This is a genomic window from Desulfofundulus sp. TPOSR, assembly GCF_011393055.1.
Taxonomy (GTDB): Bacteria; Bacillota; Desulfotomaculia; order Desulfotomaculales; family Desulfovirgulaceae; genus Desulfofundulus; species Desulfofundulus kuznetsovii.
Genome location: NZ_JAAOEF010000003.1, coordinates 562,118 through 587,498, shown reverse-complemented (window position 1 = coordinate 587,498; position 25,381 = coordinate 562,118). Strand labels below are relative to the sequence as shown.

The window sequence follows — 25,381 nt, the reverse complement described above, 5'->3', positions numbered from 1 at the left end:
TTTAAACCAAGAAGATAGGGTCTTCGCGGGATATCATCATCTCGAACGCGCAAATTTCTACTTTTATCAAATCATTCGTTTCCCATTATTGATGTTTTTTAAAGCGAAGTGGTATGACTTTACTTTTTGATTCTAAAGTACCAGAAGGAAGACCACATAGTGCCTCAATGTCAGGCGGCAATAATTTGATGAAATCAAGTATTTCTCCTACTGTAGATACCTTATTTTCTAGAAGCATGATAATAGCTTGTCGCAAAATTCTCGGGTTTTCAGGTTCCAGTTCGTCGTCCAGCGGCTCTCTTTTTTTGTAGCCCAGTCTATTGAGCTGCTTCCACAGATAAAGAATTTGATTTTCAGTTAGTATACCCAACTCCTCACACCGATGAATCATGGCTTGAATGGAGACTTTCCACCTTCTTTTTAACGATACGAAATGCTCTAAAGAGGTGGATATTACCTCCTTGCTAAAAGAATCTCGTGGTAAGAGAAAAGCCCCAGCAAAACGATTAGCCTCTTTTTCTATGCGATTCAAAACCTTCTTGTTTGCTAGCTGTTCTTCTCCATCAATCCAGGTATGAAGAAGGAGGTGGGCTAGTTCATGAGCCGCATCGAACCTGGTTCTAACAGCAGATTCTTTATCAGACGATAAAAAGATAAACGGCCGATTCCCTCGCCATTGCGAACAGGCATCCATCTTTAGGTCTTCAAAACTAAATCGTGTCACAATGATTCCCTGTTTCTCCAAAAGGAGAATAACATCACTTATTGGTCCTTGTCCTAACCCCCAGTGTTTGCGTACTGTCTCTGCTATTCTTTCAATTTGGTCGTCATCAATTTTTTCTCCATAAGCGCTTACATTTATAACTGGCAAGTTCACTTCAGGGAAGTCCAAATATTTCTGGGCGTATATAAAAATTTTCTCAACCCACTTCTCCCTTTGTTTAATCATTTCCCTGGATCTTTTTGTAGCTGAGCTCAAACTGCGGAAGAATGTTACACTTGCAGGAGTTTCTTTATCGAGTGGATTACAGAAATAATCAAGGGGGAAATTAAGTACCTTTATTATACGGGCTAACACTTCCCCACTCGGCGATGATTGACCTAATTCATATTGAGACACACTCTGTCGTGTGACTTCAATATGTTCAGCTAATTCAGCTATTGTAAGGCCTCTGGCCAGGCGAGCTTCTCTCAGTCGTTCTGGAATGATTCGAGTTAAACGATAAGGTCTAATCTTATCGGCCATTACCCACCGCCTCTTTAACGAATTCCTTAAATTTTAGTAGAGTGCCTTCAGTTATTATCTCTTCTTCAGGTAATTCGACTGTGGGAGTCTCTTTAAGCAGATCAATTTGGGTTATCCAACGCCCCTTCTGGTCTGGGTCTGGAACACCTAAACATATAAACTCAGGGTAATGTTTTTCATAACCATGAGTAAGGATGATATAAAACCGTCCGGTAATAAGCTTCTCACTTTCTCCGAAAAAATCCCAAGCTAGTTGACCACTTAAGAGCCGGTTTCGGAAAATGGCCGGTCTTGGAAAAGACCTTGGGTATTGAACTTGGCTTACAGTAATGATAAATTGCTTCGTAAGTAGTTCCAAATGACGGCAGTTTCTAATTGCGTTATAACCGATTTGGTACTCTAAGGGAATTTGACCACTATCCACAAGTTTCATAAGTTCATATTCTACAGCTATTCTCCGTAACTCTCTTCTATGTTCATAGCCTACTGGCCAACTTAAAAATTGGTGCTGCTCGTATAATTTGGCAACTAAATCATAAGCACGCTTAACAGCAGGAACAAAATGCGACCTAACTGACTGTGGCAAGTCTTTCTCAAGTAGCGTCTTGACGTCTACTTGCTCAAAAAGCACTAATACGGCACCTCACTTGACAAAATTTACTTTGCAAGCAATTTACCATTAAAAGCCTGATTTGTCAAGTAGAAATATGGAATTCGCTTCCCCCTTAATTGATGACAACAACTCCGCCAATGTATCTCGGGTTCATCTAGCCTGTCCTCAAAAAAGAAAACCCCCTCTTGAAAAGCCTTCTTTAAACAGGCTCATCGAGGGGGTTTTCGGTTTACTTAATGGCAAAGGTAGCCCAGCTTCCGCACTGCCTCCGCCAGTTTGGGGTCCCCGCCCGCTACAACCACTTCCACCCGCCCGGCGCGGCCCGGCGGGTAGAGGCGGCGCAAAACCTCCACGTCAGTTGAATTGGCGACCACGACCACTGTCTGCTCCGCTTCCACCCCCTCCGGCAGGGTCCCGGTACCCAGGTTCACCACGATGGCCTCCCCGGATTCCGACAGGATCTCCCTCAGTGTCCCGGAATAGTCGCCCACCGCGAAGAGCCGGCCTGAAGTGGGCCAGAGGCGGACGCCACTGGGGAGGGTGAGGCCGCCCCCGCCGGGGTTGAACCGCCAGTCGAACCGGGCGGCGGTATCCTCTTCAAGCCCGGCTTCGGACGCCGCGAAACCGCGCGGGTCGGCGTCCGCCAGGGAGAGGCTTTCGCGTTCTGCTATGCGGAGAGCGGTTTTCGCCGCCTCCCTCAGTCCGGCTTCGGACGCCGCCGCGACCGCGATGACCCTGGGCTTCATTCGCGGCACAACTTCGACCCCGCCGGCCCTGCCGCGGCGGAACCGGGACAGAAGCCCGGAGCCGGTGGTCCCCGCGCGGGTCCGGTCCCTCATTTCTTCGCCGCGGGCTCCGCCGAGCCAGTCCGTCCCGGTAACCGGTGCAATTCTCCGCCAGTCCAGGGGGTGGACCTGTTTGGCGGCCAGGTCCCGCACCGCTTCCGCCCCGAGGACGCGCACCTTTGCGCCCGAGCGTTCGAGTTCCGCCGTGAAACCGGAAACCAGGTCGGCCACGGCCCGCCTGACGAGCGCCTTGCGGTCGGCGTCGTCCTTCGGCTTCCTGGGCAGGGCGGCGTCGTACGGCTTCCACCTGACCCGGACGGCGGCCCGGGGTTTCGCCCGCTCAAGGCCGCGGAAGTGCGCCAGTCTGGCTTCGGCGATCCTCCTCAGCCCGGAACCTTCCGGGAAGGCGCTCCGCCAGCGGGCCTCCTTCCGCTCCCACTCCGCCCTAGGGAGGTCGGCGTCCGTGTCCAGGTACACGGTAACCTCGGCGTCCGCCACGCCGACCCTGGAGAGGGCGGCCCCGAAAGCCGCCACGGCGCTCGTCTGGTCGCCCTCGGTCATCACTTCCCAGGGGGCGGGGACGACCGAGAGCACCGCCCCCCGGGAGCCGTCGTCGAACTCCAGGATGAAGGTTTCCTCCGCGGCGGAGGCCGACACGAGAGACTGGAAACTCCCCGGCCCGCCCCGCGCGTCGGGTAGCCTCAAAGACGGCTCTTTCCTGTACGCCCGGAACTTCTTCCAGAACACGTCCACGCGCGCCGCCAGGAAGAAAAACAGCGCCAGCGGGGGTACAACCAGGATCAGGAACCGCGGCAGTACCGGGAACCCCGGCGGGAGGTACGCGAAGAGGAGGAATCCGGCGAACAACCCCAGTACCGGGATCCACAGAAGTCCCACGCGGACGCCGAAGACCGACACGTCCTGTCTAACGTCAGCGGGAAAGAATACAGGCTGCAACCACTATCACCTCGCAAAAAGCCGGGCACCGAAAAACCCGGCTTTCTCTGTTCTTTACTGCCTCCACCGCCCCATGTTCACGCCGTTTTCGGGCGGTGCCGGGACGTGGACGGGTATGCCGTCCTGGAGAACGACGAAATAATTGCCGTCCGTCCAGTACGGAATCCGCTTCTTGAACGCCGCCTTTAGTACCTGGACGGCGCGGGAGGCGTAGCCGTGCGCCACCAGGATCACGTCCGCTGCATTGGGGTCCACGCGGACCGCCGCGCCCGGTATCCCGGCCCCCTTCAGGGCCTTGAGCGCGTTTTGCGTTTCGCCCTCCGGTATCCGGACGGCGGACCACATCACGCCGCCCTCTTCAAAAGGCTTTCCTTCCACGCGCGCCACCTCCACCGACCTGATCCTCTCCGGCACCGGGGCCACGCGGTCGATGACCTTCCCGAAGAAACCGGGTTCCCAACGCCCGCCGCGGGTTTTCTCCCCGGCGCCGCTCTGCCTCAACAGGTCCTCGCCCCGCCTGCGGAGCTTCCCGGCGTACTCCCCGAGCCTGATGCCCGCCGCGCCGATGCCCGGGTCGTGCATGGTTTTGGAGACGAGGCCCAGCATGCGGCTGGCGCCCGAGGCGAGGGCCGCCGCCGAGAGGATCACCCTCGCGCCGCCCAGCGTTGCCGGTTCCTTAAGGGCAGTCCACGTCGGCCTTGCCCAGAACTTCCAGGTGACGTAGATCAGCGCCAGCAGGATGACCATCTCGATGAAGGTAGCTTTTGCACCGAAGAACGCCGCCGAGGGGGAAGCCAGCGGGCCGGACGCCGCCTTACCCTCTTCGGCAAGCCTCACGCTGACGCAGAAGTTCCACGCCACCGCGTAGACCAGTTGGAAGAACACCGTCCTGGCCACCAGCGCCCACCACCCCACTAGGGTTTCCATTCTGGAAGTGAGCGACGCCCCCACGAAGTACAGGGGGGCGGCGACCGCCAGCACGCACAGGACGAAGAAGCGGGCCATCGCGAAAAGCGCCAGCACCATTATTTCGATCATGATGATGGTGAGCAAAAACAACCCCTGGGGGACGAGCATCTGGTAAAGCGCGGGAGGGTTCTTCAGCGCGGCGTCCGACGAAAACAGCAGTCCCATGACCAGGGCGCCGTCGTCCTGGCCGTTCAGGGCGACTTGTCTACCGCCTAGGGAGGCCGCCTGTTTGATCGTGTCCGTGAGAATCGCCGCCCCCATCTTGTTGACCAGCAAGATCAGGAAGTCCACCGCCCAGAGGGATGCGAGAGCGGAGACGAGCGCCACGCCCACAACTTTGAGCGGCTTCCACATGTCCTTCCCGGGGTCGGCGCTGGCCGTGAACACCTTTATGCCGGCCCACACGGTGGCCGCGAAGAGCAACCCGAAGGACATCCAGAACGTCCAGGACCACCAGGAGTGCACCCACGGGTGGGAGTGGAGGTACGGCGTGTACAGGAACACCGCCCCGAAGGCCCCTATCAGCGGGTCCAGGGTCTTCTGGAGCTGTTTGCCCCACCACTCCACGAAGATGTCGAAGATCTCGCCCCGGAGGATCTTGCCTACGGTGTCAACGAATGCCTTGATGGTGTCGATGAGCTGGGATATTTTGGCCAGGAGGCCGCCGTCACCACCACCTTCGCTTTCCTGGTCGCTCTGACTATCGTTGCTGCTACCGCTGCCAGAAGACGAGGAACCACCCGCCCCCGCGTCCCCGGGAGCGGCAGAGGCCGCGCTCATCAGGACCGGAGCGGTTTTGGCGCCGGGATGCGGTATGTCCGGGGCGGGAAGGGCGAGGCACAAGATGGGGAAAAACAGCAAAAAGGCCAGGGCGACCGCCGTAAAAACCCGGGCTGACCTTTTCACGGCTTACTGCCCTCCCAAAGTTTTAATCAGCGGAGTCACGATCTTGTCCCAGACCACCTGAACCACGGTGTACCACTGTCCGGTGATGGCCAGCAGGAGAATGACGAAGCACACGCCCAGGGCGATGAACCTGGACGACTTGCCCTTGAGGTCGGCTTTGCCGGTAAAAATGTCGCGTAAATCGTGGAGCACGAAGTGGAAGAGCGCCCAGGCGAAGTAGATCCCGGCCACCAGGGCCACTAGCCACGAGATGACCTTAATGAAGACCGCCGCCGAGCCGCCCGTGGTGACCACCCGGGGATCCGGCTTGAAGAGGTCCGCCGGCGGCAGATCACCCGGCGCGGCCAGGACCGCCGGGGCGAGGCAGAACAGGCTCACCAGGAAGAGAAACGCAAAGCTCAAGAGGCGTTTGTGCAGCGAGCTTATTTTACGCATAGTGATAAAACCTCCTTTTGCAATTGTGATTGCTCGGATGAACGGGTCGGCCGCGGGCAGGCCTTTTTTTTCGGAAGAACTTGACCATGATGTTTAGATATCTAAACTTTTTGTAGTTATTGTTCTGTTCCGTTCCGCCCGCGCGCCTTAAAGAAAAGCGCGGAACGGAACGGAGTCAGAGCGCCGCCAGGACTTTCGGAGATCGACGCATTCCCGTTTCCTTTTTCCTCCACCACCACCTCCAATCGTAGTACCCCAAAAATGTTATCACCGTGACGTTTCCGGGATTGCGGTCATCAACGACCACCGCCAGGCCGTCCAGGACGTATTCCCGGGCGCCGCCCGGCAGTCTCCGGAGCCGCCTGCCCTGCTCCACCACGCGGGCCAGTACGGCGCGGATCTCCTCGTCTGTCATTTCACCCCCGCGGTACTGCAAATATTTGTTCCGGTACTGCTCCACCGCGTGGTCGGTTACACCCACTCTCAAATGACCACCCCCTTACCCGGAAAGGCGACGATTTTCGCCGGCACGGGCACCAGCACCCGCAGGGCACACAGCAGGACCAGCAGGAAGAGCGCCAGCTCAACTGCGTAGGCCGCGATTATCAGGTACGGCGCGGCGGTCTCCCACCACTGTCTGAACCGGGTAAGCATTTCCACCACCCCCGGAAAAAAGAAAAAGCCCGGCATTGAACCGGGCAAATGGAAAAGGGGAGGATCTTATATTATGAAGAAGCCAGCCCGCCGCCCATCCGGGCCGGGACTTCATGCCCGAATTGCCCGTCGCGGGCGGGCCAGCGGAAATACTGTAATACTACGCCAGCTTCCTGGCCAGGTTGAGGATGCGCCTTTTGACGCGCCGCCGCAGCTTATCCAACTCAACTATCGGTATACAGGTACGCTAGCACCTCCGCGACTCGTTCATTCACCGAACCGTACCCCACCCGGACGACCGCCAGACCGTGTTTCTCCGCTATATCAACTTCTTCCCGGATGAAAAAGTCCACCAGCTCCGCGTGGTTTTCGAGTCTGAACCCGTCCGCCTCAACTTCCACAACTGGAGGGACGTACACCAACAGATCCAGCTTGCGCCAGGCATGGAACCGGGCACGGTAATAATAACGCGATTTCTCGGGACCATTAACGCGGTCGCCCTGGTAAAGTCTAAAATAGGCAATACAATCCAGCGTGCTTCGATCGCTTACAAAACCACCCGGATACTCAGATTGGGCACGAATTTGGGCCTCCAGCACTTCTTCCTGGAACCTCCAGGCCAGGGCGCGGTCCCGGATCAACTCCCGGCAATGACCAATCCCCATGTACCCGGCCACCACTCGCGCCCGCTCCGTGATGAGCGGGAGGCCGAGCGTTTCAGAAAGCGCCTTAGCCAACGTTGTTTTCCCGGCACCGTGAGCGCCGGTGATCGCTATCCGTTTTCCCAAGAAACCGTCCCCTTTCTAAGCTTTAAGCAAAAACGGAAACATCAGGAACCACCACGATACCATTACCGCGGCCACAAACCCTCCGAGGATCGCCCTCGAACGAGTTTTCCCCGCCTTCATCCCGGCCAGGTCCACCGCGTCAGCCAACCCCCATACCACGCCTGGTAAGGCGAAAAATACGAAGGCAGGTAGCTTGACATGAGGCAGGACGCGGTAAGCGATGCCTAGGAAAATAACGTAGAGTGCAATAACGGAAGCAACATTCCGAAAAAGCACGATTTTCCCCTCCCCCAAAAAAGAACGCCTGACACAAAGCCAGGCAAAGAAGCGAAAAAAGAAGTGTTTTGGAAAAATCGGCCGGCCCGCCGCTGCTTTATGAATACGGATGGGCCGGGGTCTTCGATGAACGTTAAACCGCAACCGCGCGCTTCAGCTCTTTCCCCGCGCGGAACACCACGGCCTTCCGTGCCGGGACGGTAACCAGTTTGACCTCATTTTTTTATGTTTGGCCTGAAAAAATATTCAATTGACCGTTAAAATATTGAAAAAATTTAAAAACACAGTTATGTTAAACCCGACCAGGTTTTCCACTTCGCGTAACCTTAACCGGCGTTGGCCTGGCTCTTAATCGGCAGTATATAATTAACATTAACCATAGCCACCAAGGTGGGAGTAAATGAAAGGTCATTATGAGACAAAAACCATGAATGTTTTTTATAAAAACGGATAAACAAAGCGGGGGTAATGTTAGGTATGAAAAAGTCACTACAACCCGGGATCCAGCACGAACTAAAATTCCGCATCCCCATACACAAAACAGTGCCGGCACTTTATCCCGAGTCACCGGAGTTTCAAGCCATGCCGGAAGTTTTCGCCACAGGTTTCATGGTTGGGTTAATAGAATGGACGTGCATTCAAGCCGTGAACCCTTATCTTAACTGGCCACGAGAGCAAACCGTGGGCACGCACGTAAATTTGAGCCACGAGGCTGCAACTCCTCCCGGCCTTGAAGTAATTGTGCGGGTCAAACTTGTAAAGGTGGATGGCCGGCGGTTGGTATTCGAGGTGGAAGCCAGAGATAACGTGGATATCATCAGCCGTGGTACCCATGAGCGTTTTGTTATTGATTTTGAACGTTTTTTGCAAAAAGCAGTACGTAAACGGGAAATGATAGGCATAAATCCTTAATACTTTTTTAAAGTTTTATGGTTTGAGCATAACCCTAGCCTATCTGCCGAGCAAACTTAGAGAGGAAGGCTGGGTTTTTTATTTATGTAGGAAGTTGTTACCCGTACTTTTCACGTAGTGGTGTAACTGATAGACAATTATTGTCGAATTAGCAGTAAATTCCATAGAATCAGACTTTCCTCTCGTACAATACTATACCTCCACAAAGAAAAAACGCCCGGTGCGATCACCGGACGCAAAACGAGGAGAGGATGGCGTACCCCTCTTCTTTATTCTTGACGATATTCTCAAACCGCAACCGCGCGCTTCAGCTCTTTCCCCGCGCGGAACACCACGACCTTCCGGGCGGGGACGGTGACGGGTTCCCCGGTCCGCAAGTCGCGCCCCTGCCGCGCGGCTCGCTCCCTGACCGCGAACGTGCCGAACCCGGAAATCCGCACGGTTTCGCCGCGGGCCACCGCCTCCCGGACCGCGTCCGTGAAAGCGTCCAGAACCAGGGCCGCGCCCTTCTGGGACAGGCCCGCCCTGTCGGCAACCACTTTTACCAGGTCGGCTTTGGTCATTTTTCGCTTTCACCTCTCCTTCTCAAAAAGGATTGAAGTACGTAATATAACGGTGTATAATTTACGTACGGAAAACATATAATATTTACGGAAAGGAGCAGAATTAAGGGGATGAGTATTATGTCTTTCAACGACATAGAAGATCCTGTCTTGCTCAGTCCAAGCCAGTTAGTTTCCTCGTCCAAACTGAGCAAGAATCTTGGAGCCTACCTGGAAAAAATCAAAAAACGTCCTGTTTTCATCACCAGGGAACAAGAGGTCGAGGCGGTTCTCATAAATATTGACGACTACCGGGACCTTCTTCTGGAAGAGCAAAGAGTAGAAGAGCTTTACTATGCCGTGCTGGCTTTGCGCCGCCTTTTCGAACACTTCAAGTCTCACAAAGCTTTGGTGGATACCGACGATGTACTCAAAAGATTCGGGTTAACTCGCGAAGAAGTGGAAGGGGTTCCCGATGACGCGGTGGACGGTTAAGTGGCTCCCCGAAGCGGTAAAAGACTTGGAAGATCTCGACAAGAGTGTGCGCATGAAAGTGCTGAAAGCGGCTTTAAAACTCGAAATTGACCCTTTAAAGTACGGAAAACCGCTGGGCGAAAAATTGGGCCTCGACCTGGTTGGATTAAGGAAATTTAACATTGAGGGGTATCGCCTGGTTTACCTGCCGGAAGAAAAAACCGTCTTCGTTGCCGTAATTGCTGTTGGAAAGCGGGAAGGGCTGGGAGCATATAAAACAGCCGCAAAGCGGATCGCCGAATACAGAAAGTTGACAGGAAACGAGTTGAAAAAATTGGCCGAACTCCTCAAATGAGAGGCCGGGTTCGTCCCCGCTCCTGGCCATTTTTCCGCTTTTCTTCCCGTGATTCCCCGGTTATCTAACGCGGCATCACCCCGAGACACTGGGCAATCAAGAGCACCGCCCCGAGCCACAGGGCCGGGCGGAGGAGCCACGTTTCCACGCGTGAGCCGGTCTCGAAGGTGAACGGCCACGGCAGCACTTCCCTCAATGACCACCTCCTCCCGAAAGGCCACGTCCACCACACCCCCTGGGGGTTGAAGAAGTCCAGCACCAGGTGGCTCAGGTACCCCGCCAGTACCGCCCAGAAAAGCGTATCGGATACGGGCACCGCAAGCCTGAAGAGGGCGGCCACCCCTACCAGCGCCAGGAGGCTGTGCGTCGCGGCCCGGTGGCCCAGGACGGCCCGCGCGGCGGTATTCACTGCCGATCCAGCTACCGGCACGCTCTTTTTGAGGACCTGGTTCAGCGCCGCCCGGCCGTGGTCCACGTCGGGGAGCACCGAGGCGAGCCCCGCCAGGAAGAGCGCGCCGGGCCACGTTTCCGGCGGTGCGCCCGTGAGGAACAGCACGGCGGCGCCCGACAGGACGCCGCCCGCAAGGTGTGTGTCGTAGAGCAAGGGAGAACACCTCCAAAGAAAAAAAGAAAAGCCCGGTGAAAAACCGGGCGGGTTCAAAGCTCCTTCACAGCTTCGAGAAGGGTTTCTTTTAATGCGCGACGTAGCTCGGACGCAAGCGCTTTGTCGCCTGCTCTGTCAATGGCCTCAAAGATCTGGGGGAGTTTTCGGATGGTGCCGTCGGCCACCTTGGCGGAACGGGTGGCCGCCATGCCAAGCTTCCGAGATTGCCCCTCGCACAAGGCGTAAATGCCGCCGAAACCGTATACGGCATAGCCTGTCTGCCTCAGAGTGCGGGCCACCGAGCGCACTTTGAGCCGGTTCTCCAGAAGATCTCTCCCGTAGAGCTGTACCGCCAGCTCTCCCGTGGGCACGCCGTCAGGGAACCGCTTTTCCAAAAGGTCCAGCATGATGCCGGCCAGACTGCCGCCTTTCGGCCTACGCACCGCGTTCACCTCCTTTCCCAAAAAAGAAAGGGCGCCTTCCTAGCGCCCGTCCTTTTCTTTGCTCTTGACCAGTTGCAGTTTCGGTTTTCCGTCTTCCAAAAGCTCGAAGATGTTAATTATCCTTTTTAAAGCCATTTCCAGGGCGGCCTTCAGCACTTTGAACACGGTCGTGTTCACCACGGCGTCGCCGATATCCTCAAAATCCGGGCCGCCGCGCACTCTGGAAGCGGCCAGAAGTTCATCAGAATACTGCTCCTCCAGTTTTTTGAGCAATTCGGTAAGCTCAAAGGCCGCTGACTGCGCCTTCTGGGCCAAGGCCCTGAACTCTTCCTTCCGGACGTCAAAGCGCGGCCTCGGCCTCTCCCTCTCCTTCTTCAATTCGCTACGTGCGTGATCAAGCCACCGCTGGAGCTTTTCCACTTCTTCTTCCAAACCACGGATCTTGGCCTCCTTCCTCTCCTTCTCCTGTGCCACCTCGCGGAACCGACCCTCGAACCACTCCTTTTCCTGCAGGAGCTTGGCGGCCTCGGCGCGGGCCGCCTCCAGTTCGGCTTCCAGGGCGGGATCAGTTCTAAAGACCACTTTCTCCACGACATTTTCAACGGGCTTCTGCTCCAGCTCCCTCAGCCTGGCCCGCAAGGCCTCCAGCTCACTCTCCCGCGTAGCCAGTTCCCTGCGCAACGCTTCAAGTTCTTCCTCGCCCCCCTCATTTACCTTCCAGGCGAGGTTTGCCTTTTCCTCTTCCAGCTCGGCCAGACGACGGGCAAGAGATTCCTTCTCCCGCCTGGTGGTCTCTAGCTCGCGCTTCAGCTCCTGGGCCTCTCTAACCGAAAGGCTACCGAGGCCCGCTTCGCCCAAGACGCGCAGGAGTTCCCGCTGTTCTTCCGGCGACAGGAAGGCCAGGGAGTAGGCCGCGGTTGTGCCCAGCTTACCGGAAGCTACTAAGGATTGGAGTTCCGGGATGAGGTCGTTGAGCTTGTCCAATCTTGCAACCTGTTTTTCCCCTATCCCTACTTCCCCAGCAATTTTCAAAAGGACATTTTGTCCTTTTGATCCCTGGACCTCCGCCGAACGCCTGTCTCCTCCCCTTTTGACCCCGTACTGCTCCTTCAGCGCCCGTATAAGCCTGGCCACCTGCATATCGTTGAGCTGGCGCCTCAGCAGGTTGTCCTTGATGAGCAGGGCCACGGCTTCGGGCGAGTCGGGGTCGACGTCCCTGACGATCGCCGGGACGTGGGAGAGGCCCAATTGCCTCGCCATCTCCCACCTCTGGTGCCCGGCCAGGATGGTGTGGTCGCGGGCCAGGATCAGCGGGGTCGCGATGCCGTTCTCCCGGATGTCCTCCAGCATCTCCTGCCTTATGTCCTCCGGCAGCGGGTCGGGAAAGAACTCCGCGTTCTTCGGGTGCGGCTTGAGAAGATCAACGGGGACTATGGTAACCAACAAATACCACCTCCGAAAAAAAAGCCGCAGATCCTCTCCCGCGGCGGCAATGCTCAAAATCAAGTCCCGAAGTGTTTTGCTTCCCCCGCAAAAGCCCCGTACACTTCCCGGCCTCGGATCCCCGCCCTGGCGCGGGCCTCCTCGGCCCGCGACTGGATGAGGTCGGCTATTTCGTGAGGGCGCCTTACGCCCTTGAGCTCCAATACGGGGTCCGTGGCGTCGGCACCGTAGACTACCACGGTGCCAAGGCCCAGGACGCGGTCGAGGAGCGAGCGCCGCACCTGGACGTCCAGGATGCGGTACAGCAAAAGCCGGTCTTCCCTGGTGGAAACGAGGCCACGGTTTACGTAGAGCGTGTCCCCGGCCAGGCGGTAACGTTCGAAGAGCACAGGCAGGCCTGCCCAGCGGGCCACGTCGGTCCAGTGCGTGGATGTATCTTTCACGGTACGCACCGTTGTTGTCACCTCACGATTTTTACTGGCGGGATGTTTTCCGCCGGTACCGCCGGCTCCCACAGCACTACGTTTCCGGTATTCAGCGATTCCCGCACGTCGATCAAACGCTGGTTCGCAGAACCCCGGAAGGGCAGATCCAGGTAGGCTTCCTCCTGCACGAACCGCCCGTCCACCACCACGTCCGCCAGGGCCAGCAGACGGAGTACCGCCGGGTCCGGGTGGTCCAGGAGTTCCTCCCAGGTGTAGCCAGTATATATCCATAAGTTCAGCCCCCTGGCCTTGGCGTGCCGGGCCACCTCCGCCAGGGCCGCCGCCTGGCAGAACGGCTCCCCGCCGGAAAAGGTGACACCCGTAATTAACGGGCTTGACGGCAGGGAAACCAAAACATCGGCCACGTCTACTTCCGTACCTCCCCCGAAGTCCCAGGAGTCGGGGTTGTGGCACCCGGGGCACCGGTGCGGGCAACCCTGGACGAACACCACGTCCCGCAGGCCGGGGCCGTCTACAACCGATTCATAAGTCAGGCCGTTTAAGCGGAGTTTAACGCCGGTTTCCCTGGCGGCCAGGCGGCCTCGGACTGCCAGGTTGGTGTGCACCACCCGGTCCCGCAACTCCGCCAGCTTTGGCGCGTTCCAGCGGTCCGTCTCGGCCAGGTAGCCGGTAATCCTGCGTATCCGGCGTATCGGTGATTCCTCGTAAGTTTTGATTTCCACCTCGTCCCCAAGGTTGGTAATGACGATTTTGGCAATTTTCTTCCCCTGCCGGGCGAAGGTTTCTTTCTCTTCGGCCACCAGCCGGTCCGCGAGTTCCTGTTCAATGACGCCGTTGACGATTATTTGCAAAGCGAACACCCCCGAAGAAACAAAAAATCGACCCCTCCAAAAGCGTCGATTTCCGACCAAAATATGGTTATTATACTTTCGAGCCTTAAAATATAATAACAGAAAAGAAATTGTATTCGAGTATAAAAACTGGCGTTATTCCGTTCCGCCCGCACGCCTTAAGGGAAACAGGCGGAACAGAACAGAAAAATCAGAGCACAAAATCCGAAAAGGCGTCGTCGATGTCGTCCCTGACACCGGGACCGGAGCTCTCGCCGCCCGGCCCGCTCACCCCGGGCTTCGCCTGGCCCCGGGCCGCCAGGTCCAGGAGTGCGTCGAGCTTCTGAAGGCACGGAGCTCCGAAGCGGGCGTACCAGGTCACCGCGCGGGCCACGTAGCCGGCCCGGTCGGCCTGGGCGTCCAGCACTTCCGCCACGTCGGGCGGCACCCTGAACTTTATGCGGTAGGACTTGTCGGCCATCAGCGTGCCACACCTCCAGCACCGGCCGTTCCTGCCCTGTGCGGCAGGGACGGCCTTTGCGTGCCACACCCCGCGCGGGCCGTGTTCCCCCGTGGCACGGATTGCGCGGTAAAGCGGGTTTAGTCCCCGCCGTTACCGGCTTTCCCCCGTGCCACGGTAACCAGACCCTTGGCTAGGAACCCGGCGGCGTTCGCGAACTGGGAGTCGGGCAGTACCTCGCAACGCGCCAGGCGCGACACGGTACCCTGGACCAGGGTGGCGCCGCCGCCAGCCAGGAACACCACTTCCAGGCGCTTCAGGCAGTCGCTCCACCGCCGCGCCACGCGGGAGGCCACCAGTTCGGCCAACTGCGCGGATTTCGCCGCGGCCATCCCCGGCACGTCGAACTTCCTCCGGTCGAACGTCAGGGGGATCCCCCTGATCACGGCCTCCTCCACCCACTCCGGATTGGGGGCCATGCCCACCTCGCGCTTTATCTCGTCCTGCACGGCCACGACCACGTCGTTGGTGCCCGCCGGGATGGTGTCGGCGTACCCCTCCAGCGGTTTCTTCGCTCCCGCGTCGTAGAGGATTATGTCCGTGGTCTTGAACCCCACATCTACCAGGCCGATTATTCCGGAAGGGCGTATGCCGCCCCGGACGAGGTGCCCGTACAGCGCGCCCACCGCCTGGGGGAACATGACGACGTCCTCGAACACGATTTTGACCGGACTCCCGTTCAGCCGGATTTCCGTGCCGGAGAGCCTTTCCAGCGACTTCTTCAACCCCGGGGCCTGTTTGAAGAACGGCTCCAGCGGGAGACCCGTCACCATGGTTACCGGCTCGCCCTTGCACAGGGCACCCACGGCGGCCAGGAGAAGCGGCTTGATTTCCCCCGCGGTGCTCCTCTCGTCCGAGAACGGCCGGGCGGCGTCCCGCGCCTGGGACAGCGCCAGGTGGCCGACGAAGTAGTGCTCCGGAGTGTCGCCGGGAACCACCAGGTCGTAGTTGTCGGCTTCGGAAGTGCCGTCGTAAACCATCCCTGCCATCCTACGCTCGAAACCGGTGCCCACCACGGAGGGGAACAGGACGCGCTCCCCGGACTCCGCCGCCGCTTTGGTATAGCCGTAACCAACGTCGAGACCGATAATCATCCAAATATCGCCTCCTCAAAATGATTGCACAATTTCCAATAGTTCCCGATGCAGGTCGGGCGTAGATGCAGCCGCCAAATTCCGGCTATACCCCGGTCGATACTCAACTCCGGAGAAATCAGTGAGAACACAACCAGCCTTTCTGGCGATAACGCTAGCGGCGGCAAAACTGAAAAAACCGCCCACGTGGCAAACCAACCCATCCAGCCGCCCGCAGGCTACCCAGCACAGCGATAGGGCGCCGGAAATCAGCACTCTTACTCCTTTTGTCGCCCTGGCGAGGGTGCCGGTAACAGCCAGGACACCCCGTGTGGTGTCCTCCGGAAAGTTTGGAAGCAAAGTTATGTCAATAAGGGCCTCCGAGAGGCGTTCCACTGCCGACGGCCTGACCGGCTTCCCGTTGAGGGCAGGGGCGAAACCTGTCACGCACCCGAACAGTTCGTCTAACTCGGGCGCATAGACAAACCCGGCAACAGGTTTTCCTTCGGAGAAGAAAGCCACGGATATTCTCCAGAAAGGCAATCCCCGGGAAAAGTTAACAGTACCGTCAACCGGGTCTACTACCCAGAAACAATCCCCGGGAAGCTCAACAGCATCATCGAGCAGTGCCCCCGAATCTTCCTCGGAAAGGACAGGAACGCCGGGAAAGTGCTGCCCGAGAACCTTCCTGACCGCTCCCTGAGCGGCAAGATCTGCTGCCGTCACTACGTCCCGTCCCTTAATTTTTGCCGTCTTCCGGCCTGCAGCAAGCGCCGCGGTAGCTCCTTCCAAAACCGCTCGTCTGCCCGCTTCCGAAATGTATCGACAATCCACCGACATTTCCTCCTTGTCACAGGAGATAAGAGCGGTAGCTTTCGCCTCTCGTTAACCGCTTCATCACGCTGTCTACTAACCGGATAAAGAGGAAATTGAGCACAAAAAGCACTGCAAATCCCACAGCCAACCCGAAGGCTAGAATAACTATCACAACAACAACCTTCGACGGAGGAATAACAGCATGGACCAATATTCGCACGGCTGCACAGGAAACTATAAAAACAGCCGCCGCAAACGCAGACAGGGCACTACCCTTGACCGCCCTCGTGAAAAATTTTCCGGTAAAAAGGCGGTAAGTGGTGAAGAACAATAACGCGTTGTTCAGGAGAACTGTTGCAGACGCAATCACGTCGAGAAAACCTGGTGATTGATACGTCAGGTAGGACATTGCTAAACATTACGCTCCCCTCATCCCGTTAGCCACACACCTTACCTGGTGGACCGCCTTCTCCAGCAGATCCACCGCCCGCGCCGCATCCCCATAGCCGAATTCCGCGCCTGCCGTCAGCCTCCTGGCTTCGTACAGCGCCTGTCGTACTCCTTCGAGCGCTTCCCGGAACCTGGCCTGCTCCAGACCCAGCGCGGAAAAAGCAAGTTCCTCAGCTTTTTCGGGGCCGTACCTTCCAGCAAGTTCCTGCAGCGATTCCCTTACGGCTTCCACTCCCTCCCACATCACGGGTGTCAGCCTGATTTCGGCACCGGTATCCTGCGCCAGTTCGAGGGCGCCTAAAAAGGCGCGTGCCGCCCTTTCAAGTCCACAACCACCATCACCCCGCACTGCTCAACACCTCCAATTCAGAGAGCCCACGCTTGAGCCACACCACCTTCACCCCGGCCTTCCGGGCCAGCTCCCTGACTCGGTGCATCAGGGCGTGACAAACAAAACCTGTGTAGACCACAACCAGACACGTACCTTTCGGAAGACTTTCAGGCAGTTTCTTTCTCCGTCCGTCCCAGTGGACGACCTCCCGGACGCCAAACTTTTGTCTGAGTATTGTCGGCGCCGCACCCAGACGATCAGTTCCCACGACAAGACATCGCATTAAAATCACCTCCTGCAAAAAACAGCGGGCCGGGAAAACTCCCGGCCCGGACGGTATACTCCATGCGCTCGAACCGTGCGACCGCAGGGGTGATATTTTATCCCGGCCGGACACCGCCCGCCAGCCACGCCGCCCTCCCCGGGCGGAAGGCCGGGATCTAAAAAAAGTTGTACTATGCGGTAATGTGTTTTATAATACAACCAATAGAGCCCGCCACGCCTCCAGGTATCTGAACGATACCTATGCGGACCAGGGCGGGCCGTTTGTATTTTTGTCCTCTCCCCTCCGACCTCCTTCGCTACCTTACTTTCACTACGTCTTCCACCGGCCTCCCCCCAAGCTCCTTCACCCCCACTTTGGCAAAGGAAGCCAGCACCTTCTGCCTCTCATTTTCGTTGCTCACGAAAATGGCGCGCGGAGGGTGTGCACCAAAGAGATCCACTCCATTTTTGAACATTACCTGGGCGCGCCAGCTCCCGCTCCCGGTACTTTCGTATTTCGGAAGGTCTTCAACCTTCCTGGTCCTGCCGGAAACGTTGTAGTGATGGTCCTCAGGGTTCACCGCCCCGAAGTCGTCCCCTTTGGTGGCGAACCAGTCCGACCGGGTCAGGAGCGTCTCCGGGTCCCACACGATGTCGAAGTCCTTCTGGTTTTTGTTCTTGCGGAAGAAGCAGAAGGCGTAGCTCGCGCCGCCGGTGACCATGTCCTCCTTCGACGACACCCCTGAGTGCTTCACGCCCATGCGCCGCCGCAACTCCGTGGAGGCGAGGACGCCGCCGTTCTCGATCATGCGGCACAGGATGTCAACCTTTTTCCCGGGCGCGGTCTTGATCTCGTGCACGACGCAGTAACCTTCGGTCTTCTCCCGCACGGCTTCCGGCGTGAGGTCGAACCGGTTCCAGAAGTGGAAGCCCTTCCGGGATTGCGCCGCCGCGGGTACCGGCCGGTAGGTAGGGAGCCTGTCCAGCCCGCCCGGGGCGAGGCCGAGTTTTCTCTCGAAGAACCTCTTCAAGAGCCGGGTCTTCTCCGCAAGAAGCGCCCGCTGGTTCTGGAGCACCAGTTCCTTGGCCAGTGCTAGCATTTCCTCCTCCACCAGCCCCTTAGAGGCGGCGCCGTCGAGCGCCGCCAGCAATCTGGCTTCCTGCTTCATCTCCAAAGTTTTGAGGGTTTCGCCGACGGCCCTGTACTCCGGGTCCTTCTCGTACCCCTGAGCCCAGACGTTGCGCTCCAGGTACATCACTTCAGCCTCTTCCGCCGAGGAGGGAGGCTCGGCGTGCAAATGCAGGAGTTTCAGCTTCTGCAGCGCTCCCCTGCCGTCATTTACCCCCGGCGGGGCTATTACTTCGAGCGTGCCGCGGAGGGAATAGGGCACGGACTTGTCGTTCGGGTGGTACACGGCCTGGTAGCCGTCGCCGAGATCTATGAGGTACTCGACGCCGTAAAAGCCGTCTTCTTCCCGCGTACCGTCCCAGACGGCCGACCCGCCGGACTCCGAAGCGTTTATCCGGGAGCCCGTGCGCTTCCTGGCCGGGAGACCCTCCCCCTTGCCCGCCGGGACGACGACCTCCTCTTCCACCTCGACCGTTTGAGGCGCGGTGAACTGCGTCACGAAGGGAGCTTTTGCTTTAGCGGCCACGGCGGATTCCACCGCCTTAAGTTGCGACATGTAGTGCCCCAGCATGGCCTTGACTTTTTCGTCCTGAGCGCTGTCCTGCAGTTTTTCGAGCTTGGCCCTGAGTTCCGCCATCCCCTTCAGCGTGTGGTCCGGGATCACGTTGTCCTTGCCCTCGCCGGTGTGGTGGTTGACGCTTTTGGCTACCTTCAAGAGTTGCGCGTACAGGCCCTCCTGCTCGTCCAGGGGGAGAGGCGCTTCCTTTTCCACCTGGCGCTTGACTTTTACGGTGTGGCCGCCCTCAAGATCCAGGGCATCCAGGAGTTTGGTCTCGGATTCCTCCCGCACCTTGCCGAACAGGACCAGGCGGGACTTGGAAGAGTCCCCGCCGGGGTCCCTGAACAAAGTCGCGGTTAACGTCTGATCCTCTATGTCCGGCCCGGCGACCAGGAAAGGCCTTCCCAGCGGACCGGCCTCCGCCACGCCGTCCCAGAAATCCTCTCTGACGGGGCTGGCTTCCAGGAGCCAGGCAGGAGGCGGTGCGGACGGAGAAAATGGGGTTGCCTCTGCGGCTCCCGGTGCTCCCTCCTCTTTACCCGTACCTCCCTGTTCATCCGCCGGCTGTGCAGGATGCGCGGAAGCCGAAACATCCGTAAATGGTTTCTGCTCTCCCTGGACCGCCCCCGCATTCACATAACCCTGTTTCGCCGCTTCATTCTTAAGATTTTCCTGGAACTGCTCGTAGGTTATTTTACCTTCCAGAAATTTTGCATACTCGTCGTCGTAAAAATCCCAAAAAACGCTGTCAACAGGGACGACCCCGATGTAATCAAAATCTGGCGGCTTTTGCACTTCTCCAGTCTCAACGAGCGGGGCCAGTTCTTTTTTCAGCTTTTCCTGGTCGCTGCTTAATATCGCCAAATGCCCCATGTCCAGCGGAACGGCTATGCCCAGTTCCTGGGCTTTTTCGTTCGCTTGGGCATACAATTCAGCCGCGCTGATTTCGCCTGCCTGATATTTTTTGAAAGCGTCGGACTGCCAGTTCCAATACAAACCCCACATGGTGACCGTGACTCCAAAAGAAGTGTCGGATCCCGGCGCTTCCGGAGCCAGAGCGGGAGAAATGGCCGCACCCGCACCCAGGGCGTGGACGCTTTTCTTCTTCTTGCTTCCGCCGCCCACCGGAGATCACCCCTGTGCCCCGCCAGTTCCACCGGGAGAGGTACCGGCTCCGCGGCAGTCCCGGCAGAGGTTAAAATCTTCGAACCAGGGCCAGGCGCCGTCAACCTCGTCTCCGACGTGCAGCCGTCTGCCGCAAACCGCGCAGTGCGGCATGCCCAACCGGTCGACCTCTTCCCTGTATATTTCCAGCCAGTCCCAGTCCAGCGGTTTGCGTTTTATGCTCGTCAACTGGATCCCTCCTCCTCTCGGAGACCCGCCAGCACTAAAGGCATTACACCTATTCTGATTTTGTTTGTGACGAACAGAACCGGGTCGAACTCGTTTGACGTCCAAAACACGTCAAATTTTTCTCCGCCAAACGCTTCAAGTACCATTTGAAAGTATTTGTTCTTCAGAAGAACTGTTTTTGAAGGCAACGCTAGCCTTACCGCGTCCTCGCCGGGAATGTCTTTCACAAAATCGGGATTGAATTCACAGCGGTGCCACAGGGGCGGAGACGCGTTCCAGTACCTTACGGCGCTTTCATATTCCGGCCAGCCGCTCTTGCGGCAAACTTCAGCACAGCTTTCCGTGAGCTCAAGAATTCCTTTATCCTGAAGCTCAGCGGGTACCTCGCAATCTACCCGGCAGAGAATTTCCGCATTTGTCGCCGCCAGGAAAGATTCCCTGGCTTCTACAGCAACGAACCGCAGTCCCCAGTCTTCCATGTTGGCGAACCGGCTGACCAGATTGTAGGCGTCCAGCAGTTCCGGCGATGCCTTAACATGAACTTTCTGCGGCATGAGCTCCTCTTGAATCCTTTTGCGCAATTCTTTAAGTTCTATCTCTTTGATTTCATCATCGTTCACTGGTTCAAATTGATCCTCGTAGTTATGGCAACAAATATCGCAAAGATACGTGCCGTTATTTTTGCAGATGTCGCAGTCGTCCACTGTCGTTCACCCTCCCATTTGACTTTGACTATCATTGACCATAACTGAAGTCCACTGCGGTATTCAGCACCTTGCCGAAAAACTCCGCGAAGTCCTTACGGAGGCTGTTCTTCCGCTCGCACGCCCGGCGGAGGAACTCCTCGGCCACCTCCTGGTCTGACGGCTTGTATCCGAGCCGCTGTTCCGCGAATTTCTCCATCCGCTTCCACCAGGCGATCTGGTCCTTCGAAGGGGAGGACATTGCCGCCTCCACGACCGGGCGGAGCATCTCCCGGTACTCGCCGTCGGATATCTTCTCGAAGGCTTCTATGACCGGAAGGGCGTCGTAGGGGTTGAGCTTCACCTTGCCCTCCCTGGCCGCCCGGTAAAGGGCGTAGTAGACCGGTTCTTCCGCCCCGTGCACCTTGTTCGGGTGGTAGTCCAGGGAGAGCCGGTCTTCCCCGAAGTACTTGAACGCCTGGCCCTTGTCCACCCCGACGAGGGCGCCGCCCGGCGTGACGATGAAGTTGTCGTGCTTCGCGTCATGCTCGGACGTGGCCCAGGATACGACGTGCTCCCGCACCAGCGCCCGCACCTGGGCGGGGGAAAACGCGGTGGGGTCGGAACCCAGCTTCTTCGCGTCCTTCAGGAACGGCTGGACGCTCCCCTTACCGTGGGGAGTCTCGGTCACGTACACGTCCACGCCGGGCTGGCCCACGCGCCGCGCCACGCGGGAGGCCGCCGACTCGGCCTCGGCCACCGCGCCGCCGGAGTGCTTGTCCGGCTTGAAGAGCCATTCCCGCCCGTGCTGGTCGGCGTATATGTACTTCGTGTGCACGCCGCCCAGGTCTTTCGCCTCCCGCTTGAACGAAAAAGTCAGCGTGCTGAACTCCTCGGGCGCAACCCGGGGGACTTCTTCCCTGACCTTCTCGAAGAAGCGGAGCACGTCCAGGATGCCTTTCGCCTTCTGGGAGAATTCCGAGATACCCAGCTTCAGGTTGGCCACGCCGTTTTTCAGGGACTCCCGGGCCTTCTGGACGAGCGCGACCGGGTCCAGGGTCACCGGCGAAACGGCGACCGCCGCACCGTCAGGGGTTACGCCGGCCACCACGAAGTCCTCCGCGGCCTTCTCCTTCTCCTCGATACTGGACTGGACCTGGGGCGGGAGTTCCTGGAAGTCGTGTTCCGCGTTCTCGTTGACCTCTCCAATCGCGGCCGTCCCGTCCGGGTAAGCGGGGTTGACCGCCGCCTTCAATACGGGTGAAGCGCCGCCAGCGGCTCCCCCGCTCACCGACAGAACGGCGTGTTTCAGGCCTTTCTTCTTGCCCAGGCCGACCAGGGTAACCTCGGGCCAGGAGGACACCACCTTCGCAGCCCCCGCGGCCACCTTGGGGGCCACAGGCCCGTAGTAGTCACCCCCGTACCCTTTCGAAACCGCCTGGGACAGCGCCTGGTAGCCCGCCAGGTCGGGCGTGAAGCTGCCTCCCGCCACAGCGGACGCGTCCGGCGCGGCGGACGGCGCGATGCCGGCACCTAAACCGGCACCGCCGCCGAGACCCGCTGCGCTGTGTTTCTTTTTGCCGCCGCCGCCCATGCAGTATCGCCTCCTTTCAGATTTCTACTATCTTCTAACAACTCTGGAAAAAGTAAAAAGTATGGGATTAACCCATCATGCTTCGCACTTCAGTAAAGATAGTTGATGCCCTCCTCTTTTCCCATCTGAAAACAAAAAAAAAGCCCGGTAATCTATCTAGAAGCCGGACTCGGAAATTTTCGGTTTTTTCAGGCGAAAATCTATCCTCTACGAAGCAACCGGCGGAGGCAATTCCACCCCGGTCTCGCCCGCCGCTTCCCATATCGCCACCTGGTGCATGGACTCCTGGACGGCGATCTCCCCGAAATACCGCCGGAAATTCATCCCGGTGACGGGAACGATGAGTTCCGGCATTTTGTCCCCGTCCTCGCCCATGATCCGGGCCGCCTCCCTCTCCATGGCCTCCCGGTCCTCCAGGTCGACGACGACGCGCTCAACGACCCCCACGTCGTTGGTTATGCCGTTGCAGCCCTCTTCTACCCAGTACTGCAGCGCGCCAAGCATGTTCTGCGGCTCGATGCGCCGGAACACGCCGGGCCACTTCTGGCCGAGCCGCCAGTCGGAGTACCCGCCCAGTTTTTCGTCGAACGCCGGGACCGCGTCCGCCCTGTAGAAGTGTGTCGGCACCTCCGCCCACGCCCACCGACCGTCCTCCAGGACAATTACGAACACCGTCGGCCAGATGGGCGGCATTACGCTCGGGTCGGGAGTTTCGAGAAAACGGTATATGGTGAGTTTTTCTCCCGCGCGGAACTTGTAGGCTTTCATTTCATCCTCCGTGAAAAACGGTGTATGTATCTTCATACCCATGGATTCGGATCCCCCTTTTCAAAAATTCTTTCTCGCCAGCCGGACAAGCTCGATAACCACGCCGTCCAGCCTTTCCTTTTGCCTTCCGTCAAACTTATCCAGCCACCGTGCCGGTATAGCGTCATACCCGTACATCACCCCGGCCAGGCCGCCGGTGACCGCCCCCACGGTGTCGGCGTCCCCGCCGAGGTTCACCGCTCTGACCACCGCTTCCTCGAAACTTTCCGCGTTTGCCGCGCACCACAGGGCGCACGCCATGGTGTCCACCGTGTACCCGGTGGGCCTCAGGCGCTCCTCCGGCCAGCCGGCCACGTCCCCGAGCCTCCGGGCGAGCCTGGAAGCCGTGTCTTCCATCTCCCCCCGGGGGACGACGTCTTGCATCACGTCCAGCGCCAAGCCGTATGCCTCCGCGAAGGGCATGCCCGACCAGAGTTCCCGCGCCGTGAGACAGTAGATGAAGCACGTCAGCCCCGCTTCCGGGTCCCAGTGGGTCATCCGGGCTACTTCCATGCACCGTACGTAGAGGTCCGCCGCGTCCGGGTAGGCGAACGCCAGCGGCAGCGTCCGCATGAGCGCCCCGTTGCCGGCCGTCCGACCTACCCGTTCGTGTACTTCCTCAGCGGCCAGATGCCAATCCTTCAACCGGTCATAAGCGTGAAAAGCGGCCCTGATGGTGGCCCCGATGTCCGGGGGGTTGGCGGCCCGCCAGCGGAGAAAACCTTCCCCGATGTGCGGGACGGGGTTCTCCGGGTCCTTGATTACCCCCTCGGCCACGGCCAGAGCCATTTCCGTATCGTCCGTCCACTCTCCGGGCCGGAGGTTCAGCCAGCCGCCTCCTACAATGTCCCGTAGCGTCCCGTAACGGACCTGGATTTGCTCTTTGCTCATGAATTCCAAAGTGGCACCAAGGGCATCTCCCACGGCCAGACCGTAGATACCGCCCCGGACCCTGTCGGCCAGGTTGGTCATCTCCCCGCACCCGCTTTCTCCTGCGCCGTCTCGGGCGCCTTGAACAGCTCGGCCAGCGCCTTCTCCACTTCCGCGGCAATTTGCCCCTCGGTGAGCTTCTCCAGCGCGTCCAGAGGTATGCACCCCTGGATCTGGATGCCCACGAACACCTTCGGTTCCGCACACTGTTTCTTGCACTTGTTCCCGTAGCATTTCTCCGCGTGCACGAAGGTTTTGAGCCGCGGGGTCATGGGGGAAAGTATCTGGTCGGTTAAGTAGAGAATTTCGTCCCGCTCAGCTTTGGTCACGTAACACTTGGGCACCCTAGACCCACTCCTCTCCGGCATAATATTCCATATCCCACTCACGCCACCAGGAATTCAAACCATCATAACTCCTGCCCCGCTCCTTCCGCCTTCCGGCAGCTTTCCCGCGGTTGCGCCGCTTTTCCCGTTCCCTTGCGGCCCGCCTCGAAAGCGCCGTCCCGGCTTCCTCCGGGGTGATCAGCCCTTTCCCAATGAGCCAGTCCACCGGGACTTCCACCGAAAAGTCCCCCGGTACGGTCAGCCGGCTGCCGTACCAGTGCCAGTCGCTCCCCGCGGTCTGCATCACTAACCTTTCGTTCCACTCCGATTTTTCGCCCAGCCAATACGCTGGATCAAAGTTGCCGTTCATCCGGTTCCTTACTTCCACGCCGTCAACGCCGGCGTTCAAACAGCGGAAGAAAATTTCCGGACCGTATTCCCCGTTCCTCGCCGGGTGGGCCAGCACCGCCACGCTGCCCCGGGCGTGGACCTCCTCCACCGCCTCCCACGGGGCAAGAGTGTTCGGGGGCAGGTCCTCCTTGAGGTTGTAGGCCAGGACGTGCACCCGCCAGCCCCGGAAATTGGTGGTAATCTCGACGCCGGGGATCACCAGTATAGGGAGCCCGGCCTCCCTGGTCACCCGTTTCGCGAACCACCCCGAAGCGACACAGTCGTGGTCGGTGACCGCTATGACGTCTATATCCCGGGAAGACGCCGCGGCCAGGAACTCCGCGATGTCCTCCGCATCCCGCAACGTCGGCACGCGGGGCGACGTGAAGCTGCAGTAGTACCGGTCCGCCAGCGGGTGGGTGTGGAAGTCGACGCTCAAAACCCGGTTCTTTTGCTTTTTGGTTTTAGCTTTCACCAA

At 58.5% G+C, this 25,381-nt stretch carries 32 protein-coding genes; 3 read left to right on the top strand and 29 right to left on the bottom strand.

The window, feature by feature from the left end:
• Positions 1 to 85: 85 nt before the first annotated feature.
• The 9 genes from G7K71_RS13810 to G7K71_RS13770 form a co-directional block, all read right to left on the bottom strand.
• Positions 86 to 1,246 (bottom strand): ImmA/IrrE family metallo-endopeptidase, encoded by a 1,161-nt coding sequence (locus G7K71_RS13810; protein ID WP_166347439.1) that lies wholly within the window; start codon positions 1,244 to 1,246, stop codon positions 86 to 88.
• Complete coding sequence (locus tag G7K71_RS13805) at positions 1,236 to 1,877, bottom strand: hypothetical protein (protein ID WP_166347436.1); 642 nt, start codon at positions 1,875 to 1,877, stop codon at positions 1,236 to 1,238. Before G7K71_RS13805 ends, G7K71_RS13810 begins: the two co-directional genes overlap by 11 nt.
• A gap of 215 nt (positions 1,878 to 2,092) precedes the next feature.
• Entirely contained in the window at positions 2,093 to 3,601 is a 1,509-nt protein-coding gene (locus G7K71_RS13800; RefSeq protein WP_166347433.1) for a hypothetical protein, read from the bottom strand.
• Positions 3,602 to 3,655: 54 nt separating this feature from the next.
• A complete protein-coding gene (locus G7K71_RS13795) occupies positions 3,656 to 5,476 on the bottom strand; it encodes a hypothetical protein (RefSeq protein ID WP_166347430.1) in 1,821 nt (606 codons plus the stop codon).
• A gap of 3 nt (positions 5,477 to 5,479) precedes the next feature.
• Positions 5,480 to 5,911, bottom strand: coding sequence for a hypothetical protein (locus tag G7K71_RS13790; RefSeq protein WP_166347427.1), 432 nt, complete (start codon positions 5,909 to 5,911; stop codon positions 5,480 to 5,482).
• Between the two features lie 175 nt (positions 5,912 to 6,086).
• Positions 6,087 to 6,398, bottom strand: coding sequence for a hypothetical protein (locus G7K71_RS13785; protein WP_166347424.1), 312 nt, complete (start codon positions 6,396 to 6,398; stop codon positions 6,087 to 6,089).
• The gene (locus G7K71_RS13780; protein WP_166347421.1) at positions 6,395 to 6,565 is read right to left on the bottom strand and encodes a hypothetical protein; all 171 of its coding nucleotides are present in this window, start codon (positions 6,563 to 6,565) and stop codon (positions 6,395 to 6,397) included. The genes G7K71_RS13785 and G7K71_RS13780 overlap by 4 nt, the downstream gene beginning before the upstream one ends.
• Positions 6,566 to 6,789: 224 nt before the next feature.
• Positions 6,790 to 7,353: an AAA family ATPase gene (locus tag G7K71_RS13775; protein ID WP_166347418.1), complete on the bottom strand. Its 564-nt coding sequence runs from the start codon at positions 7,351 to 7,353 to the stop codon at positions 6,790 to 6,792.
• A gap of 15 nt (positions 7,354 to 7,368) precedes the next feature.
• Entirely contained in the window at positions 7,369 to 7,629 is a 261-nt protein-coding gene (locus G7K71_RS13770; RefSeq protein WP_166347415.1) for a hypothetical protein, read from the bottom strand.
• Between the two features lie 477 nt (positions 7,630 to 8,106).
• On the opposite strand from G7K71_RS13770, the gene G7K71_RS13765 reads away from it, so the two are divergent.
• A complete protein-coding gene (locus G7K71_RS13765; RefSeq protein WP_166347412.1) occupies positions 8,107 to 8,541 on the top strand; it encodes a thioesterase family protein in 435 nt (144 codons plus the stop codon).
• Positions 8,542 to 8,828: 287 nt separating this feature from the next.
• On the opposite strand, the gene G7K71_RS13760 is transcribed toward G7K71_RS13765, so the two are convergent.
• Positions 8,829 to 9,104: an HU family DNA-binding protein gene (locus G7K71_RS13760; protein WP_166347410.1), complete on the bottom strand. Its 276-nt coding sequence runs from the start codon at positions 9,102 to 9,104 to the stop codon at positions 8,829 to 8,831.
• Positions 9,105 to 9,224: 120 nt separating this feature from the next.
• Here G7K71_RS13760 and G7K71_RS13755 point away from each other — a divergent pair, with 120 nt between their 5' ends.
• Both G7K71_RS13755 and G7K71_RS13750 read left to right on the top strand, forming a co-directional pair.
• Complete coding sequence (locus G7K71_RS13755; RefSeq protein ID WP_166347407.1) at positions 9,225 to 9,578, top strand: type II toxin-antitoxin system Phd/YefM family antitoxin; 354 nt, start codon at positions 9,225 to 9,227, stop codon at positions 9,576 to 9,578.
• Entirely contained in the window at positions 9,559 to 9,912 is a 354-nt protein-coding gene (locus G7K71_RS13750; RefSeq protein WP_166347404.1) for a type II toxin-antitoxin system RelE/ParE family toxin, read from the top strand. Before G7K71_RS13755 ends, G7K71_RS13750 begins: the two co-directional genes overlap by 20 nt.
• 64 nt (positions 9,913 to 9,976) lie before the next feature.
• Here G7K71_RS13750 and G7K71_RS13745 read toward each other — a convergent pair whose 3' ends face one another.
• The 19 genes from G7K71_RS13745 to G7K71_RS13650 form a co-directional block, all read right to left on the bottom strand.
• A complete protein-coding gene (locus G7K71_RS13745; RefSeq protein WP_166347401.1) occupies positions 9,977 to 10,516 on the bottom strand; it encodes a metal-dependent hydrolase in 540 nt (179 codons plus the stop codon).
• Between the two features lie 53 nt (positions 10,517 to 10,569).
• Positions 10,570 to 10,959 (bottom strand): malate:quinone oxidoreductase, encoded by a 390-nt coding sequence (locus G7K71_RS13740; protein WP_166347398.1) that lies wholly within the window; start codon positions 10,957 to 10,959, stop codon positions 10,570 to 10,572.
• A 39-nt stretch (positions 10,960 to 10,998) separates the two neighbouring features.
• Positions 10,999 to 12,402, bottom strand: coding sequence for a ParB N-terminal domain-containing protein (locus G7K71_RS13735; protein WP_166347395.1), 1,404 nt, complete (start codon positions 12,400 to 12,402; stop codon positions 10,999 to 11,001).
• Between the two features lie 59 nt (positions 12,403 to 12,461).
• Positions 12,462 to 12,854, bottom strand: a complete 393-nt coding sequence (locus G7K71_RS13730; protein ID WP_166347392.1) for a PH domain-containing protein — start codon at positions 12,852 to 12,854, stop codon at positions 12,462 to 12,464.
• 8 nt (positions 12,855 to 12,862) lie between these two features.
• Positions 12,863 to 13,699 (bottom strand): anaerobic ribonucleoside-triphosphate reductase activating protein, encoded by an 837-nt coding sequence (nrdG, locus tag G7K71_RS19105; RefSeq protein WP_207712917.1) that lies wholly within the window; start codon positions 13,697 to 13,699, stop codon positions 12,863 to 12,865.
• A 190-nt stretch (positions 13,700 to 13,889) separates the two neighbouring features.
• Entirely contained in the window at positions 13,890 to 14,228 is a 339-nt protein-coding gene (locus G7K71_RS13715) for a hypothetical protein (RefSeq protein WP_166347389.1), read from the bottom strand.
• A gap of 50 nt (positions 14,229 to 14,278) precedes the next feature.
• Positions 14,279 to 15,292, bottom strand: coding sequence for a ParM/StbA family protein (locus G7K71_RS13710; RefSeq protein ID WP_166347386.1), 1,014 nt, complete (start codon positions 15,290 to 15,292; stop codon positions 14,279 to 14,281).
• A 15-nt stretch (positions 15,293 to 15,307) separates the two neighbouring features.
• A complete protein-coding gene (locus G7K71_RS13705; RefSeq protein WP_166347383.1) occupies positions 15,308 to 16,105 on the bottom strand; it encodes an inositol monophosphatase in 798 nt (265 codons plus the stop codon).
• 16 nt (positions 16,106 to 16,121) lie between these two features.
• Entirely contained in the window at positions 16,122 to 16,496 is a 375-nt protein-coding gene (locus G7K71_RS13700) for a hypothetical protein (protein ID WP_166347380.1), read from the bottom strand.
• A 9-nt stretch (positions 16,497 to 16,505) separates the two neighbouring features.
• Positions 16,506 to 16,886 (bottom strand): hypothetical protein, encoded by a 381-nt coding sequence (locus tag G7K71_RS13695; protein ID WP_166347377.1) that lies wholly within the window; start codon positions 16,884 to 16,886, stop codon positions 16,506 to 16,508.
• Positions 16,876 to 17,151 (bottom strand): DUF2325 domain-containing protein, encoded by a 276-nt coding sequence (locus G7K71_RS13690; protein WP_166347374.1) that lies wholly within the window; start codon positions 17,149 to 17,151, stop codon positions 16,876 to 16,878. The genes G7K71_RS13695 and G7K71_RS13690 overlap by 11 nt, the downstream gene beginning before the upstream one ends.
• Before the next feature lie 298 nt (positions 17,152 to 17,449).
• Entirely contained in the window at positions 17,450 to 19,945 is a 2,496-nt protein-coding gene (locus G7K71_RS13685; RefSeq protein WP_166347371.1) for a hypothetical protein, read from the bottom strand.
• A gap of 6 nt (positions 19,946 to 19,951) precedes the next feature.
• The gene (locus G7K71_RS13680) at positions 19,952 to 20,173 is read right to left on the bottom strand and encodes a hypothetical protein (protein WP_166347368.1); all 222 of its coding nucleotides are present in this window, start codon (positions 20,171 to 20,173) and stop codon (positions 19,952 to 19,954) included.
• Positions 20,170 to 20,877, bottom strand: coding sequence for a hypothetical protein (locus tag G7K71_RS13675; RefSeq protein ID WP_166347365.1), 708 nt, complete (start codon positions 20,875 to 20,877; stop codon positions 20,170 to 20,172). Before G7K71_RS13675 ends, G7K71_RS13680 begins: the two co-directional genes overlap by 4 nt.
• Positions 20,878 to 20,908: 31 nt before the next feature.
• Positions 20,909 to 22,450 (bottom strand): hypothetical protein, encoded by a 1,542-nt coding sequence (locus tag G7K71_RS13670; protein ID WP_166347362.1) that lies wholly within the window; start codon positions 22,448 to 22,450, stop codon positions 20,909 to 20,911.
• Between the two features lie 207 nt (positions 22,451 to 22,657).
• A complete protein-coding gene (locus G7K71_RS13665; RefSeq protein ID WP_166347359.1) occupies positions 22,658 to 23,260 on the bottom strand; it encodes a hypothetical protein in 603 nt (200 codons plus the stop codon).
• An 18-nt stretch (positions 23,261 to 23,278) separates the two neighbouring features.
• Entirely contained in the window at positions 23,279 to 24,229 is a 951-nt protein-coding gene (locus G7K71_RS13660) for an ADP-ribosylglycohydrolase family protein (RefSeq protein WP_166347356.1), read from the bottom strand.
• A complete protein-coding gene (locus G7K71_RS13655; RefSeq protein WP_166347353.1) occupies positions 24,226 to 24,531 on the bottom strand; it encodes a hypothetical protein in 306 nt (101 codons plus the stop codon). The genes G7K71_RS13660 and G7K71_RS13655 overlap by 4 nt, the downstream gene beginning before the upstream one ends.
• A gap of 1 nt (position 24,532) precedes the next feature.
• A complete protein-coding gene (locus G7K71_RS13650) occupies positions 24,533 to 25,378 on the bottom strand; it encodes a PHP domain-containing protein (protein WP_166347350.1) in 846 nt (281 codons plus the stop codon).
• Positions 25,379 to 25,381 lie beyond the last annotated feature (3 nt).